Source organism: Chitinophaga nivalis, assembly GCF_025989125.1.
In the GTDB taxonomy this organism is placed as follows: domain Bacteria; phylum Bacteroidota; class Bacteroidia; order Chitinophagales; family Chitinophagaceae; genus Chitinophaga; species Chitinophaga nivalis.
The window spans coordinates 757700-773904 of record NZ_JAPDNR010000001.1; the positions used below are offsets into that span (position 1 = coordinate 757700).

17 protein-coding genes are annotated in these 16205 nt (G+C 45.9%); 8 read left to right on the forward strand and 9 right to left on the reverse strand.

Annotated features, from left to right (window positions below):
• Positions 1–66: 66 nt before the first annotated feature.
• The 3 genes from OL444_RS03170 (at position 67) to OL444_RS03180 (ending at position 2998) form a co-directional block, all read left to right on the forward strand.
• Complete coding sequence (locus OL444_RS03170) at positions 67–1761, forward strand: PNGase F N-terminal domain-containing protein (RefSeq protein WP_264734686.1); 1695 nt, start codon at positions 67–69, stop codon at positions 1759–1761.
• Positions 1762–1853: 92 nt separating this feature from the next.
• On the forward strand, positions 1854–2480 hold the full coding sequence (pnuC, locus tag OL444_RS03175; protein WP_264734685.1) for a nicotinamide riboside transporter PnuC: 627 nt from the start codon (positions 1854–1856) through the stop codon (positions 2478–2480).
• Complete coding sequence (locus OL444_RS03180) at positions 2477–2998, forward strand: AAA family ATPase (RefSeq protein WP_264734684.1); 522 nt, start codon at positions 2477–2479, stop codon at positions 2996–2998. The genes pnuC and OL444_RS03180 overlap by 4 nt, the downstream gene beginning before the upstream one ends.
• Before the next feature lie 4 nt (positions 2999–3002).
• On the opposite strand, the gene mtgA is transcribed toward OL444_RS03180, so the two are convergent.
• Entirely contained in the window at positions 3003–3683 is a 681-nt protein-coding gene (gene mtgA, locus OL444_RS03185) for a monofunctional biosynthetic peptidoglycan transglycosylase (RefSeq protein WP_264734683.1), read from the reverse strand.
• Positions 3684–3877: 194 nt separating this feature from the next.
• On the opposite strand from mtgA, the gene OL444_RS03190 reads away from it, so the two are divergent.
• Both OL444_RS03190 and OL444_RS03195 read left to right on the forward strand, forming a co-directional pair.
• Positions 3878–4495, forward strand: a complete 618-nt coding sequence (locus OL444_RS03190) for an L-threonylcarbamoyladenylate synthase (RefSeq protein ID WP_264734682.1) — start codon at positions 3878–3880, stop codon at positions 4493–4495.
• Between the two features lie 3 nt (positions 4496–4498).
• Positions 4499–4798, forward strand: a complete 300-nt coding sequence (locus OL444_RS03195) for a hypothetical protein (RefSeq protein ID WP_264734681.1) — start codon at positions 4499–4501, stop codon at positions 4796–4798.
• Between the two features lie 83 nt (positions 4799–4881).
• On the opposite strand, the gene OL444_RS03200 is transcribed toward OL444_RS03195, so the two are convergent.
• The 3 genes from OL444_RS03200 to polA all read right to left on the reverse strand — a co-directional run bounded on the left by OL444_RS03200 (position 4882) and on the right by polA (position 9627).
• The gene (locus OL444_RS03200) at positions 4882–6027 is read right to left on the reverse strand and encodes a C1 family peptidase (RefSeq protein WP_264734680.1); all 1146 of its coding nucleotides are present in this window, start codon (positions 6025–6027) and stop codon (positions 4882–4884) included.
• Between the two features lie 117 nt (positions 6028–6144).
• Complete coding sequence (locus OL444_RS03205) at positions 6145–6669, reverse strand: GNAT family N-acetyltransferase (protein WP_264734679.1); 525 nt, start codon at positions 6667–6669, stop codon at positions 6145–6147.
• A 144-nt stretch (positions 6670–6813) separates the two neighbouring features.
• The gene (gene polA / locus OL444_RS03210; RefSeq protein ID WP_264734678.1) at positions 6814–9627 is read right to left on the reverse strand and encodes a DNA polymerase I; all 2814 of its coding nucleotides are present in this window, start codon (positions 9625–9627) and stop codon (positions 6814–6816) included.
• Positions 9628–9723: 96 nt separating this feature from the next.
• Between polA and OL444_RS03215 the strand changes: the two genes are divergently transcribed.
• The gene (locus OL444_RS03215; protein ID WP_264734677.1) at positions 9724–10053 is read left to right on the forward strand and encodes an arsenate reductase family protein; all 330 of its coding nucleotides are present in this window, start codon (positions 9724–9726) and stop codon (positions 10051–10053) included.
• 56 nt (positions 10054–10109) lie between these two features.
• Here OL444_RS03215 and OL444_RS03220 read toward each other — a convergent pair whose 3' ends face one another.
• A complete protein-coding gene (locus OL444_RS03220; protein WP_264734676.1) occupies positions 10110–11213 on the reverse strand; it encodes a glycosyltransferase in 1104 nt (367 codons plus the stop codon).
• Between the two features lie 383 nt (positions 11214–11596).
• Here OL444_RS03220 and OL444_RS03225 point away from each other — a divergent pair, with 383 nt between their 5' ends.
• Both OL444_RS03225 and OL444_RS03230 read left to right on the forward strand, forming a co-directional pair.
• Entirely contained in the window at positions 11597–11845 is a 249-nt protein-coding gene (locus OL444_RS03225) for a hypothetical protein (protein ID WP_264734674.1), read from the forward strand.
• A 124-nt stretch (positions 11846–11969) separates the two neighbouring features.
• Positions 11970–13109, forward strand: coding sequence for a formimidoylglutamase (locus OL444_RS03230; RefSeq protein WP_264734673.1), 1140 nt, complete (start codon positions 11970–11972; stop codon positions 13107–13109).
• Between the two features lie 67 nt (positions 13110–13176).
• Here OL444_RS03230 and OL444_RS03235 read toward each other — a convergent pair whose 3' ends face one another.
• From OL444_RS03235 to OL444_RS03250, 4 genes are all read right to left on the reverse strand, one after another.
• Positions 13177–13587 (reverse strand): hypothetical protein, encoded by a 411-nt coding sequence (locus OL444_RS03235; RefSeq protein ID WP_264734672.1) that lies wholly within the window; start codon positions 13585–13587, stop codon positions 13177–13179.
• 60 nt (positions 13588–13647) lie between these two features.
• Positions 13648–14046 carry a lysozyme inhibitor LprI family protein gene (locus OL444_RS03240; protein WP_264734671.1) on the reverse strand — a complete coding sequence of 133 codons (399 nt, stop codon included), beginning with the start codon at positions 14044–14046 and terminating at the stop codon, positions 13648–13650.
• A gap of 1 nt (position 14047) precedes the next feature.
• Positions 14048–14854, reverse strand: coding sequence for a class I SAM-dependent methyltransferase (locus OL444_RS03245; protein ID WP_264734670.1), 807 nt, complete (start codon positions 14852–14854; stop codon positions 14048–14050).
• Between the two features lie 70 nt (positions 14855–14924).
• Positions 14925–16205 carry a M16 family metallopeptidase gene (locus tag OL444_RS03250; protein WP_264734669.1) on the reverse strand — a complete coding sequence of 427 codons (1281 nt, stop codon included), beginning with the start codon at positions 16203–16205 and terminating at the stop codon, positions 14925–14927.

The following is a 16205-nucleotide window of genomic DNA, read 5'->3' on the forward strand; positions in this document are numbered from 1 at the left end:
TAGTGTTAAACAAAAGCACAGTCTAACCGGCTGTGCTTTTTTATTTGATAAATAGGACATACAACAATGAAAGGATTATTAGCATGCCTTACCGGTTTGGCGCTGATTGGCCAACCTGTGCTGGCACAAAAGAAGAAAGGTACCGACAGCAGCGCAGCCATAATTACCTATGGTTTCAGCAGCAACGGAAAAGAAATTCCCGGCAGCAGCCTGCAAATGGTCATCGACCATCAACGCGCTCATCTCCTTCCCGGCGGGCCCCGTGCCAAAGAACAACAGTACCTGCAGCTGGATGAAAAAAATACCTATCAGGTACTCTCCGCTCCTAACGGAGAAACCTATACGCTGAAAAAGGCATTCTCAGACTATACTACACCGGAACTACTTCCCGATACGGCTACCATACTGGGATATGTATGTAAAAAAGCAAAACTGTTCATCCGTTCCAACACCATTGAAGTGTGGTACACCAACGACCTGGCGTTAAAGGGGACTCCTAACCTCTCTATTGCACCTGGCCTGGGGCTGGTACTCAAAATAGTGCGTAACGGCAACAGCGAAACCATTGCCCGTAAAATCACCTATCGCAAAATCACACCGGCAGAATTGTCGTGGCCTGCACAGATGGGGCAGTACGTAGATGATGCCGCTTATATGCGGCAGGTAATAGACAGCCGCTATACTACCTTCCCGGTATTTTCGGGAGAGCAGATCAGCTGGGGCAACAATACCCCCAATCCGGCTACCGATAGCCTGCAGCAAACCTTTCACTATGCTGGAGGCACCGTGATCCTGAAAAAAGTAAAACTGCCGGCCGTCAAAAAAGGAGCAACCCTCTTTGCCGAACTGGTACAGTACTCCAATGGAGATGCCTACGACAGAACCGGTTCTGTATTCATGATTCCTACCAGTAAAGCCACCTCTTTCCTGGATGGCCTGAAACAAGGCGTGGCGGCATTGCCTTCTTTTACCGCTGCTAACGGTAAAAAATACCAGGGTATGGTGGCTACCGATAACTACCTGCCTACTTTGGAAATCATGCGCTTCTTTACCCCGTTTGGCGTACACCACTTTAACAACCAGGTAAAAATACAAGGCTACCAATGGGCAGACTCCGTGGTATACAAACAGGACATTTCTGAACTGCAACACAGCCTGCAGGGCGAAGTATGGTTGGGCGTATATATCGGCAACTATGATAAAGGCGGCCATAAAGTAAGCCTGCGCTTTAAATATTATCCGGGAGATGAGGAAGACGAGCAGCGGGCAGCCCCTAACTGGGTTTTACCGGCATTTAATACCACCAATCTGATGGAAATGGCCGGACAGGAATATGCCACCTTATTCGACAAAGACTCACTGACTGTAACGGTGAACATTCCGCAGGGGTTAAAACAGGTACAGTTACGTTATATCACTACCGGCCATGGCGGCTGGGGCGGCGGAGATGAATTTAATCCTAAACAGAATGAAATTTTTGTTGATGGCAAACGGGTATACCATTTTATTCCATGGCGTACCGACTGTGCTACTTACCGCTTATCCAATCCGGCATCGGGTAATTTCGGTAACGGATTGTCTTCTTCTGACCTAAGCCGTTCCAACTGGTGCCCGGGTACGCTCACAGCGCCTGTGATCATTTCCCTACCGGATATTACGCCGGGGCTGCATACCATTCGGGTGGCTATTCCGCAGGGAAAACCGGAAGGTACCAGCCAGAGTTTCTGGAATGTATCCGGTACACTGACCGGCGTGCTGTAAGGCATTAAAACAAATTAAGCATACCGGCAGCAGTTACCTTAAAGATACTGCAGCGGGTATGCTTAATTCCCAACTTCTACTACTTTTGCACCATGAATGAACTCTATCAGGGCCTGTTGGCAGGCCTGCATCAAATGACGGCGCTGGAAGCCATTGCGGTCATTTTTGCTGTACTCTCTGTCATCTTCCAAAAGCAGAATAATATTCTCGTATATCCTACAGGTATTGTCAGTACCGGTATTTACACCTATCTCCTTTCCCGCGAGCATTTTAAATTGTATGCAGATGCCACCCTCAATGCCTATTACCTGGTGATGAGTGTATATGGCTGGATATACTGGGCCCGTAAAAAAGGACCGCAGCAACCGGTTACCCCTATTACCCGCAGCTCCCGCAGGGAACTGGTGACGGCGGTGGTCATTACAGTAGCCGGCTGGGCTCTGTTTTATACCCTGCTGCGGAATTTTTCGGATTCCAATGTGCCGGTCATGGACGCCTTTGTTTCTGCCAGTGCCTGCGCAGGAATGTGGCTGCTGGCCAAAAGAAAAGTGGAAAACTGGATCCTGCTGAACATCTCTAACTTTGTAGCTGTACCATTGTTGTTCTATAAACAGTTGTACCTGACCGCACTGTTAACCATCTTTTTATTTATCATTGCCATTTTCGGATATCTTAGCTGGAGAAAAACAGTACAACAGCGGGAAATAGCGCGTTCATGAAAAAAGTAGTTGTAATCGGGCCTGAATCTACAGGAAAAAGTACGCTCAGTGAAAAACTGGCCAGTCACTTCCATACCGTGTGGACGGAAGAATATGCCCGTACCTATATCGACCAACTGTCACGCCCCTACGAACAGGAAGACCTGTGGCAGATTGCCCGTGGCCAGCTGGCTTTGGAACAACAGCAGGCTGCCCGGGCGAGGGAGGTGCTGATTTGTGATACAGACCTGTATGTGGTGAAAGTATGGAGTGAGCATAAGTATGGCGAATGTGACGTGCGCATCCTGAACGAAATTGCGCAGCAGCAATGTGACCTGTATCTCCTGACCTATATTGATTTACCCTGGGAAGAAGATCCCCAGCGCGAATATCCGGACCCGGCTATGCGCAGTTATTTCTATCATGTATACAAGGATATTGTGTTGCAGTCCGGAGTACCCTGGGTCGATATCCGGGGAGGTTATGCGGAGCGGGAAGCCCAGGCGATTGCCGCTGTAACTCAGCTGCTGGCACGGTAAGGAATTATTCTCCCCTGCCGGTTACCAGCGCCATAATATCCGGATCGGGTGACAGGTTCCGCATTTGTATCAGGATTTTGCGTTGGCGGTAAGCCGTGATACGTGCCGGCGGGTTGACGGTATATTTCACAGGATTAGGCAGGCAGGCAGCGATCATCGCAGCTTCTTCCCGATTCAGACTGGCTGCGTCTTTATTGTAATAGGCCTGTGCAGCCGCTTCTACCCCAAAGATGCCTTCGCCGGTTTCGGCCACATTCAGGTATACTTCCAGGATACGTTGTTTCCCCCAGATTTTTTCTATCATAAACGTAAAGTAGGCCTCCAGGCCTTTACGGATATAACTTCTGCCCTGCCATAAAAAAACATTCTTTGCTACCTGCTGGCTGATGGTACTGGCGCCTTTTATTTTTTTGCTTTTCTGGTTATGTTTCATCGCCTTTTCGATGGACTTAAAATCAAAACCGTTGTGATCAGGGAAAAGCTGGTCTTCGCTGGCTATTACGGCCAGCTTGGCATGTTGAGAAATTTCATCATAGCTCACCCATTTTTTCTGGAAATGTTTATCCGTTCCCCACAGACTAAACCAACTGGAAATCATGGTAAGCGTAATAGGAGGATTTACCCATCTCAGCAAGACGATATAAACAAAGTGTGCAACAAATAATACCAGTAAAACTCTCTTCAATCTCCTCCACGTTCTTGGAACAATTCCTTTTAAATTCATCGCGTAGGTTTAGCAAAATCGGGCCGAAAGTACTTTAAAAAGTGGAAAGCAGAAAGCCCATCACTGCAGAAAAAAATCAGGCAGTAAGAAAACAGCATCCCTGATATCCTGCTTCTGTGCGCTTTTCTGCTATTGCTTTATTCGTAACTTTAGGCATGTTGTTAAATATACACCCGGATAATCCGAATGCCCGTCACATTAAAACGATTATAGAATGTTTGAAGGATGGCGGTGTTATAATATACCCAACCGATACGGTATATGGCCTTGGTTGCGACATTACACAGCACAAAGCTATTGAACGGATTGCACGGATCAAACAGGTAGATCTGAAGAAAGCACATTTTTCCTTCATCTGCTATGATCTCAGTCATTTATCGGATTACGCCAAAAGTGTGGATACGCCTGTATTCAGAATGCTGAAAAAAGCATTGCCCGGCCCTTATACGTTTATTCTGCCGGCCAGCCGTATGGTACCCCGGTTGCTGAAAACAAAAAAAGATACGGTAGGTATCCGCGTACCGGACAATAATATCTGCAGAACGATTGTAAAGGAGCTGGATAATCCATTGATGAGTACAACCCTGCCAGTGGAACATTACGTGGAAGAATATACGGACCCGGAGATCATTTATGAGAAGTTTGGTAAACAGGTAGATATTGTAGTAGATGGCGGCCCGGGTGGCATCGCCTTTTCTACCGTGGTGGATTGTACGGGAGAGGAACCGGTATTGATCCGGGAAGGATTAGGAAGTTTTGACGCTATAACCTGATATATGAAAAAGAGTGGTTGGTGTTGGCTGATTATATGCTTAGGTGGCGCTTTTCAGGGTGCTGCCGGCCAGGCGATTTTCCGGAAGCCCGTAACACTGCTGCCGGAAAAGAAAGCGACCTATGTGATGCCGGTAGTGCCACCGGTTTATCCGGTATACCTGGTCGCGCCCAACTTTTACTATCAACAGCATTTCGGATTTTTCTGCAAACAGGAATGGAACTGGCAGAAACAGACGGGGATACCGGTAAAGCTACGGTTAGGCAACTATGCCTATACGCAGCAACTGGAAGGAAAAAAATAACGCCATAAAATAAGTACGCCTGATGTAACAGCGATGTAATAGGCTGTTGCATCAGGCGTATTTTTATGCCGATAGGCGAAGATTTATTTGATACCTAATTTCTTTGCTACTTCTGCTGGTAACGCTTTTTTATTCACCATGTAGCAGGTGGTTTTATAAGCGAAATAAGGTACGGAGGCGTAGAAGTAACCCTGACCCGGATTATCGGTACCCCAGGAATTTTTAACCCGGAAGTATTTGTTGCCGTTCTGGTCTTTTACCAGTCCTATGATGTGCATACCGTGATCGTCCTGGGTTTCGAAGTTATCGAAAGCTTCCTGACGGAGTTCCGGAGTGATCGCTTTTTCTTTACCTGGTTTCAGGAACAGGTTTTTTCTTTCTTCAGGAGACATATCAGCCCAGTCTTTTTCCGGAACAACCGCTAAGCCTTCTTTGAAGTTGAAACCTTTTTCGCTTACATCAGCTGCCCATGCGAGGGAATAACCGTTCATTACGGCGTTTTCTGCGATCGCTGTGAAGTCGTTCAGGTTTACGTTGTATACTTTTTCCCAGTTCCAGTTATCCGGTACTTCCAGTACAAACTGGCTATTGTAAGGATGGTGGGTGAAAGAAGAGATCAGTACATAATCATCTGCATTGAGTCCCAGTTCTTTAGCAAAAGACTGCGGCGTATAGGATTTGCCGTTATATTGGAATTTCTCCGGCGCTTCGCCCATGTAGGCATTCAGTACGCCGTCGAAAGCTTTGGTCCAGTTTGGATTGATGGTGCCTTCGGTAGCACTCAGTTTTTTGATCATACCGCCCAGCAGGCTTTCCATTTCTGCGTGGTTGTATGATTTTACTTTATTACCATCGTATTCACTCTGCGGAACCAGGCCATATTCGCGGAGACACAACAGATCATCCTGGAAACCACCCCCTTCACCGAAGTTGGCGTTACCATGCATACGTACGTAATTAGCTGCTTTCCGTGGGTACATTTTACGAACCACGAACATTTCACTCAGATTCAGGCCTTTGTATTTGCCATTGCGCAATAACTCAGACTCAAAAAAAGACAGACCGGAGAAAGACCAGCAAGTGCCGGTGCGGCCCTGGTTTTGGATATCCCCTGCTTCCAGGTTCTTTAAAACGGTAAACTGGTAGCTGCTACCTTCCACATTCGTGCTGTTTTGTGCAAACGTTGCAGTGCTGTAAAGCACGGCTGCGCACATAATCCATTTCTTCATGCGTGTATGATAATTGTATTTTCTGAACAAAGGGCGAAAATAAGGGAAAGCTGTTATTCAGCCGATGAAAAGATGGATGAACGGAATCGTTGCTGGTATACGGATGAAGGATAGGCTTTATTCTTCATGGTATTGATCCCGGGTAATTTCCCACTCCCACAGGTCTTCGTTTTCTTTGTTTTTGAATGTGCCGACAAAACGCATTCCTGCTTTTTGTAATATCTTAACGGAGGCATTATATTCTTCTTCGGTATGGGCGATGACCCGTTGTACATAGGAATGTCCAAAGGCAAAGCGAATCAGTCCTTTGGCCATCTCGGTGCCGAGGCCCTTTTCCCGGTACCCGGGGGCAATTTCATATCCCATTTCCACCAGGCCTGCTGCATTGGGTTTTCCTTTGAAGCCTCCTGCGCCGATCAGTTGTTTATCTTCCCGGTGTATCACCAGGTAAAAGAACCATCCCAGCATGGAAGGGTCATTGCGTAATTTATCATATGCCACCAGTACCATTTCCGGATACTCGGTCCAACCTTCCTGAATATTTATACCAAGCAGGTCGGCCAGTGTATCATTACCATGTAATAGTGATTCGAAATGCTCCAGGGTGCATGGCAATAATTGTAGTCGAGGTGTTTGGATCATATTTGAAACTAGTAAACTGTTTTGGGAAATACAATAGATAAGTGCATTTAATCTTTTAAAAAATATTTAATTACTTACCGGCCGTCCTCCATAGGAAGACTGCCGGTAAATAATTAAACAGCAATAAGTTAGCACTGAGAAATATTAATGCGCCTGGAGCCAGTTATTACCGACACCCATTTCTGCTTCGACAGGTACGGCTAATGGCAAAGCATTGCGCATACAATCTATAATCAGGGGTTTAATCATCTCCACTTCATCCCGATGTGCATCAAAAACCAATTCGTCATGTACCTGCAGGATCATGCGGGATTTAAAGCCATGTTCTTTGAAGGCTTTATGGATGCTGATCATGGCCAGTTTGATCATATCAGCGGCAGTACCTTGTATAGGCATGTTGATCGCATTCCTTTCGGCAAAGCCACGTACAACTGCGTTGGAAGAGTTGATGTCTTTCAGCCATCTTTTTCTGCCTAATATCGTTTGTACGTAACCGTTACGCTGTGCAAAGGCGATCTGGTCATCCATATATTTTTTAATAGCGGGGTATTGTGCGAAGTAGTTATCGATCAGCATTTTAGCTTCACTACGTGGAATGCCCAGGTTTTCTGATAACCCGAATGCACTCACGCCATAGATGATACCAAAGTTTACGCTTTTGGCATTACGACGCATATCAGATGTTACGTCTTCCAATGCCACGTTGTACACTTTAGCGGCAGTAGCAGCATGGATATCGATGCCTTGCCGGAACGCTTCCATCATCTGCGTATCTTCACTGATAGCAGCGATGATCCGTAATTCTATCTGGGAATAATCTGCAGACAGCAACACGAATTCTTCATTACGCGGCACAAAGGCTTTACGTACTTCCCGGCCTCTGTCTGTGCGGATCGGAATGTTTTGCAGGTTCGGATTATTGGAGCTTAAACGACCGGTAACCGCTACTGCCTGATTATAGGAAGTATGTATACGGTTGGTACGTTTATTCAGCAATAACGGTAACGCATCTACGTAGGTAGATTTCAATTTACTCAGCTCTCTGAAAATGAGAATATCTTCTACGATTTTATGTTTGTTGGAGAGCTTCTGCAGTACGTCTTCACCGGTAGCATATTGTCCGGTACGTGTTTTTTTCGCTTTGGGATCCAGCTGTAGTTTTTCGAACAACACCTCTCCCAGTTGTTTCGGAGAAGCCAGTTTGAATCTGACGCCGGCTTGTTCATACACACTTTCTTCTGCACGCTTGATTTCCGTTTCCAGTTCGCGGGAATAATCAGCGAGTGCCTGTGTATCGATGGCAATCCCTTCAAACTCCATGTCGGCCAGTACTTTTACCAGTGGGTTTTCCACTTCATAAAATACGTTATCCACTTTTCTTTCCGGCAGTACGGGCGCAAATTTTTCTTTCAGCTGTAAGGTAATATCCGCATCTTCAGCGGCATACTCTTTTACCTTTTCCACTTCCACATCCCGCATGGTGCCCTGGCCTTTTCCTTTTTTACCGATCAGCGTTTCAATGGAAACGGGCTCGTACTGGAGATATTGGGCACTCAGTACATCCATGTTGCGGCGTCCTTCCGGCTCAATGAGGTAGTGGGCCAGCATGGTGTCAAATACCGGTGTGGTAATTTCCATACCATACCATTTCAGCACCAGCATATCATACTTGATGTTCTGTCCTATCAGCATGATTTTATCGCTGTGGAACAAAGGTTCGAATTCATGTATAATGGCTTTGGCGGCGTTATGATCTGCGGGTAAAGGAATGTAGTAACCGGTTCCTTTTTGTACAGAAAAGCTCATGCCCACAATATCTGCGGCATTGGCATCCGTACCGGTTGTTTCGGTATCAAAAGAAACCTCTGCGTGTTGCAGCAGTAACTGCAGCAGTGCGGCTCTTTTTTCCGGTGTATCGGTCAGCTGATAGTCGTGCGGAGTATTGTTGATGTTTTTGTCTGCCAGTAAAATGTTGATGGCTTCTGCGGTTTCAACCGGCGCGGGTGTTTCTGCTTCTATCGGCGTACCAAAGAGGTCTGTCTGGACTACTTTTGGTTTAATATCTGCGCCTGCATTATTGGCAAATCCATCTCCCAGAATTCTTTTACCCAGTGTTTTGAATTCCAGTTCTGTGAATATTTCTGTCAGTTTATCCTTGTCGCTTTCCTTGATGCAGAAATTTTCTTCGTGGAAGCTTACGGGTACATCGGTAATGATGGTAGCCAGCTCTTTGGAGAGGATGGCATTGTCGTGGCCGGCTTTGATTTTTTCGCCCATTTTGCCACCGATTTTATCTGCATTGGCCAGCACATTTTCCAGTGAGTCATATTGGGCCAGCAGTTTCATGGCTGTTTTTTCTCCGATGCCTGCAATACCAGGAATGTTATCCACAGCATCTCCCATCAGGCCCAGGATATCGATTACCTGGTGTACGTCTTTAATCTGCCATTTTTCACATACTTCCTTAGGCCCCATGATTTCTTCCTTGTTGCCCATGTAAGGAGGCTTGTAGATGAAAACGTTGTGGCGCACCAGTTGTCCGTAGTCTTTATCGGGAGTCACCATGTATACGGTATAACCGGCATCAGCGGCCTGCCAGGCGAGGGTACCGATCACATCATCCGCTTCGTAACCATCTAATTCCACTACCGGGATATTAAAACCTTCAATGATTCGTTTAATATCAGGGAGGGCATCCAGGAGATCTTCCGGAGCATCTTCGCGGTTCGCTTTATAGTCGGTGAAAGTGGTGTGCCGTTCAGTAGGCGCGTGTGTATCAAACGCCACAGCGATATGTGTGGGTTTTTCTTTATTGATGAGATCGAGTAAAGTAGTGGTAAAGCCAAACTGCGCATTGGTATTACGCCCGGTACTGGTAATACGGGGATTTCTGATAAGAGCATAATAAGCTCTGTATATCAGTGCCATAGCGTCCAGTAAAAATAATTTCTTTTGCATTTGATAAACCTACAAGAATTAATTTGAATGCACAAAATTAAGATAGTACCACCATATACGGTGAGGGTGTAACTTTGGGATCGTAAATACTGCATCATGAATAAAATTTATCATCTGTCTACCTGCGGTACCTGCAAGAAAATACTGGAGGAAATAAAAGCGAAGGATCGCGGATTTATTTTACAGGACATCAAGAAAGAGAAGATTACGCCGGAGCAGCTGGAGGAAATGCATGCGCTGGCAGGAAGTTACGAAGCTTTATTCAGCCGTCGGTCGCAGCAATACCGGCCTATGGGGCTGCATGAAAAAGAGCTGAGTGAAAAAGATTACCGGGATTTGATTTTACAGGAATATTCTTTTCTGAAACGTCCGGTAGCTGTGCTGGGCAACAGAATTTATATCGGCGCTGAGGTGAAAAACGCCTAGTGCAGTATAAGTGTTGTTTAGCTGGTTACCAGCTAAACAACACCGTTGTAAGGTCCTTATTTTTTCTTGAGTTGTTCCAGGAACTGGTGTACCACCTGTTTGTACTGGTTCATATCCTGTTCATGGTGAAATGAACGGAACGGAAATTTGGCGGCGGCATCCAGTGCTGTTTTCAGGTCAAATTTTTCCTGGGGAAGGGAATAAAAGTATCCTTTCTCCATCAGGTATTCTCCCAGATATACCTGTTCTGACTGCCCCGGTGTGGGGATCAGGATTGCCTTTTTATTCAGTTTGGCCAGGTCCATCAGGGTGGTGTAGCCGGATCGGCTCAGGATGATATCTGAGGCGAGCATGGCTTCATTGAGCTGCGTAGCATTGAGGTGGTTTACCTGTGTAACGTTCGGGGTTACCCCACTTTGCTGCGGCATATCTGGTTTTCCACTGACAATCAGGGCGGTGATGGGCAATGACCGGATTTGTTCCAGGATCATCTGTTCCAGGTTGGTGCGCTGTGGCTCCGGTCCGGAAATCAGCACCAGCAGATCATACTTTTTGGGTACGTCTGTACGGGGCTCAAAACGGCTTAAGCAACCAATGTAGGTTAGCTGCGGCGGTAAGTGTGCCGGGTGGGCCAGTTCTCCGGAAAGGTTATTATCTCCGGGAAAGTCAGGTACCCAGCATGCGCTGTATTTGCGGATAAAGTGGTAGTTGGCTTTCTGCAGGAAACGCTCTATGGCGCCGCCGAAAGGTGTTTTTATCAACAGCTGGTGGGTGATGAAAACAGTGGGAATATCTTTGTGATACAGGCCGAAACGGTTGTCGGAAATAACTGCATCGATCTGATACTCAGCGACTATCTTCTTCAACCAGCGTTGTTCATACCTGATTGTCCGGAATATTTTAGGTATCTGCTGGATAATTTTCCAGCCGAAGAACTTTCCTTTCTGCGCATACAGTATGCGATAGCCGGGAAGCGGAAGAATGGTCAGCTGTGGGAATTCCTGTCGTAATAAAGCAGCGTGTTTGCCCTCTGCTGCAATAAAAACTTCGCATCCTGCGTTAAGCATTTCATGGATTAACGGAATATCCCGGGTGGCATGTCCAAGGCCCCAATCCAGGGGTACCACAAGAATTTTACGGGCGGTAGGAGTTGTGGACAAATAATTTGATTTTTTTTGCGAATTTAGCTTAAATTACAAATGGACATTGTTAAGAAAAGGTAAACTCTGAGACAGGATTTTTATAAAACAAGGATGTATATTAAACTGCAGTATGAAACGATTAAAATGGATGGTGATTTTTTTTCTTTGTGGAAGTTTAGCAATGAGTGGATGCCAGGTGTTTAAGAAAAACAATTGCGGATGTCCCACTATGAATAAAAAACGCATGCACTAATAACGCTGCCATCTGTACGAGACAACGACAATAACTAACGACAACAATAAACTGACAAGATCAACATAACAATTTTTACCTTATCTTTTGAAGATCCCATGATTACCTAGCCAAACAATATTTCGGGGAACAGTCAAATTTTTTATTCATGAAACCTGTAGATAGAGATTTACTAATCCTGCTACATGAAGATAGGTACACAGAACAACAGATTCAATCTGCCGTTAGGCAGATCAGTGAAATGCTTTCGCTGATTGAAACCATGGATTATCTGTGTGCAGTAATGGAGGTAGTAGATTGTAACAAAAACCGTATAACCAGCAAACGGTCGGTGTTGGAAAAAGCGATTTCGCGCAAAACACATAAACCGTTTGAATTTATTATTCACAGGAACTAAGTAGTTACCACATCCGGAAACTCGCCTTATTGTGGCTTTAACCCGCTGCTTTATCTGCCTCCGTGTGCTATATTTATTAAATTCTTGTTGTACGTTTGCCATCAGATCAAACCCAAAATAACAGATGGCAGATTTTTCGCACCTGCAGGATTTTTTACACCCTGTTTCAAAGGCATTGCTGAACGACGATCAGGAGTACGATCCGTTTCAAATTGGCGGCGTGATTGATGTATATGATGAACATCATCAACCCGATATTGATGCGGCAGATGTAGTATTACTGGGCGTAGGTGAAGAAAGAGGTACGACCAGTGGCAGAACGGCTACCGGTGGCCCCGATGCTATCCGCCGCGAATTTTTCCGTTTGTATAACTGGCATAGAGATATTAAACTCGCCGATGTGGGTAACCTGCGTTCCGGCGCATTTCTGGCAGATGCCTATGCTGCTATGAAAACAGTGGTCGCTGAATTATTGCAGGCCAATAAAACCGTTATTATACTGGGTGGTTCCCACGATCTTACCTACGCACAATATAAAGCCTATGCTGCCCAGCAACTTATCATTGAAGCTACGGTGGCAGACGCACTGATTGATCTCCAGGAAGAGTCCTCCGTTCGCAGTGAACGTTTCCTGATGGATATACTCACAGAACAGCCTAATTATCTCCGGCATTATAACCACCTGGGTTTTCAAAGTTACTTTGTACATCCCCGGATGCTGGAAACCCTGGATAAATTACGCTTCGACTGCTACCGGTTAGGACGTATCCGCGAGAATATGGAAGAAGCAGAACCGGTGCTGCGGCATTCAGATTTATTCAGCCTGGATATTAACATTATCCGGCATACCGATGCTCCTGCCAATCACCTCTCCCCTAACGGATTCAGTGGAGAAGAAGCATGTTCGCTTGCCCGTTATGCGGGCATGAGCAGCCGTCTCTCCTCTTTTGGTATTTATGGCTATCAGCCGGAAAAAGATAAAGAACAACTCACTGCCCGGCAAATCTCCCAGATGATGTGGTATTTTATGGATGGCCGCGCGGTGAAAAAGAAAGAAGCCCTGCTGGAAGACCGGGACGCCTTCTGGGAATTTCATATAGCCTTCTCCGATATAGAAACCGTGTTTCTGAAAAGCAAAAAAACCGGTCGCTGGTGGATGCAATTACCAGACCGGGAATTTGTTCCCTGTGCGTATAATGATTATTTACTGGCGAGTAACAATGAAATGCCGGAACGCTGGTTAAGACACCAGGAGCGGTTGTAAACCCTATAAGCGTAAGCGGTATAATGCCTGGTGCAAAAGCCTTCGCTGCTGCACCAGGCGTTGTATTTTATTCTGTATCCAGGTCCAGCAGTGCGGTGACCCTTACTTTCAGATAGGCGGCTTTATTATCGGTGGATATCATATCGTCGTCGAGGCCATTCAGCGTGCTTTTATGCAGCTTTTCCACCCGTTCATCCATCTTCTTAAAAAACTCCTCTTTCTTTTCTTCCCAGGTACCCTGTTCTGTTTGCAGTTTCAGTTGCCGGTTAGGCGTCAGGCTGGCGTAAAGATGTTGTAAGGTGGTGTACAGCAGGCTGTCCAGCTGTTTGTAATAGGTAAGGGCGCAACCATAGGTATGATGGCCCTGGGTGAGGCATCGCTGGTAGCGGGCCTCGAGGGTGTCCAGTGCCGTTTGCCGTGATTGTGAGTAGGCAGTCGTACACAGGAAGGTCGTCAGGATAAGGATAAGGTTTCGCATAGTCGCTGTGTGAACAACGAATATACGAAACATTATATATAATAATATATTAATTGCATGTTACTCCTTCGCCCCTATGGAACCGGTACAGGTTTCGCCCTGTGGTAGTCCGTTTAGCCATACCAGTAAGGTCTCCGTTCTTTGTTGGGTGAGTTCGGAGAGATAATTGGCTTTGCAAACCGGGAACATACTACCATAACTTTTAGTCGCTGCGGGGAACATGGCTTTTACCTGCGCGTCCCGCAATTGTATCCACAGGCGCTGTGCCTCTTTCAGGTTGTTAATGAAAGTTTTATTGGCGGCATAATCTTTCAGGATCTGCTGATAAACGTCGTTCAGTTTTTTATCCGCTTCTTTGTAGGATTGTGCTGCTTCCTTGTTCATCGCTCCCTGCGTCTGTGAAAAAGCAACACCGGTGCCGGCAATGATCAGCATCAGTAAAACTAAAAGTGATTTCATTTTAGTATGGTTTTAAAAATTTGAAAGCATATACCATAGGTAATTTTCCTTCCATGCCTTTGATATAAAAACGCCCGTCTTTTTCGATCGTATTATTAAAACAATTGTAAGGAGAATAATCATGCTCTTCAAACACCTGTAACTGTAATCCTTTGCTGGTCAGGGAAGTAATGATTTCGCTGAGCGGATGATTCCAGGAATAGGAGACGTGTTTAAGGTCTGCCTGCCGGTCGGTATACGTACCGGTGCTTTCTTCTATGATGGGCGCCGTATTGAAATAGTCGTAGGCAACGGTGGTAAAGTTATCATCGAACATCCATACCACCGGGTGAAAGTCCGCCATGATAAAGTGGCCGCCGGGCTTCAAAAAATGGGCAATTACACCGGCCCATTTGTCGAGGTCGGGTAACCAGCCAATGGTGCCGTAAGAGGTAAATACCCTATCAAAAGTACCTTCCAGGTGAGCCGGAAGACTATAAAGATCACAGCAAACAAAGCGGGCTTTGGATGTCAGCTGTAATTGTTCTGTCAGGGTATTGGCCTGGTGGATAGCTGCATCGGATAAATCCATACCAGTAACAGTCGCCCCCATTCTGGCCAGGGATAAAGTGTCCTGTCCGAAATGGCATTGCAGGTGGAGAATGGTTTTATCCTGTACATCTCCCAGTAGCGCCAGCTCAATGGCTTTCAGGGAGGTATTTCCCTGCAGGAAACCTGGCATATCATAAAAGTCGGACTTAACGTGCACGCCTGTACGTTGATTCCACATTTCCTTATTGGCGCTGAGATAATCGTGTGTAGTATCCATGGTGGATAAATGATTTAAAATAAAAAAAGGTTCCGGCAACGAAACCTTTTAATATAGTGATGATACCAGTCTAAATAACCACCAGTTCATAGAAATCGCCCGGCGTATAATATTGTTGCGCCAGTTGCTGGATTTCCGCGGCCGTAATGGTTTTAATAGTACGGATATTGTTATAGAAATAATTTTCATCCAGATCGTTGAGGATCAGGTTTTTCCAGCGTTGGATCAACTGGAAGGCACCATCCAGGTCGCCCAGGATAGAACCGATCATATAGTTGCGTACCAGGTCCAGTTCTTCTGCAGGCACAGGCTCCTGTTGCAGGCGAAGTAATTCTTTGTATACTTCATCGATGGTAGCCTCGCAAACATCGCGGCCGGCTTCTGTCTGGATGTTGATAGCACTCACCTGCCGGAAATTATACAGCTGGGAATAGATACCATAGGTATACCCCTTTTCTTCCCGGATATTGCTCATCAGCCGAGATCCGAAATATCCGCCCAGGATGGTGTTCAGCACCAGCATTTTGGGGAAATCAGGATGATAACGGTTCGGGAAATGACGGGCAACGCGTACGGCGCCCTGTACCCCATTTTCATCATTGAAGATGCGGAATTTTTTTTCTTCCGCCGGTTGCACAGGCAGATCCAGCTTAATCAATTCGGAAGTACCGTTCCACTGTGTGGTGCCAAAATACTGATTGAGCAGCTGAATGATAGTTGCCGGCATGTTACCGGCTACAAAGATGCGGCAGTTGTTGTAGGTGTAGTGTTTTTTATAAAAAGCACGCAGCCCTTCCACCTGTAAGGCATCGTAGGCCATCATACTGCTTACGCGGCCATATGGATGGAAGTCGCCGAACAGGTATTTATCAATAAAACGATTGGCCACAAAATCGCATTTCTGCAGGTTCACCGCCAGTTTTTGTTTTTGATTCTGTTTATACAGGTTCAGCTCTTCTTCCGGAAATGCCGGGTCCAGTATTACTTCCTGGAGTATCGGCAACAATACTTCTGTATGCTTGGTTAAGCAATGCAGGGTATAGGTGGCATTTTCATGATGGGCGTTTCTGTTCAGATAAGCGCCATAATAATCAATGCTTTCATTTATTTCCAGGGCAGTATGTTTGCTGGTACCGTTCTTCATCAGAAAGTTGGTAGCCGCGGCTTCCATGCTTTCATTTTCATACCAGCTACCTGCCGGAAATACCAGATCCAGTTGCAGTGTATCCTGTTCTTCGGACTTGACCACATATACGGGAATACCGTTGTCCAGGGTGAATTTTTCGTACGGCTTCAGCGTTATGTCAAACTCCACGGCATCTTTAATGGGAGGAGGAATAGTTCTGTTCAT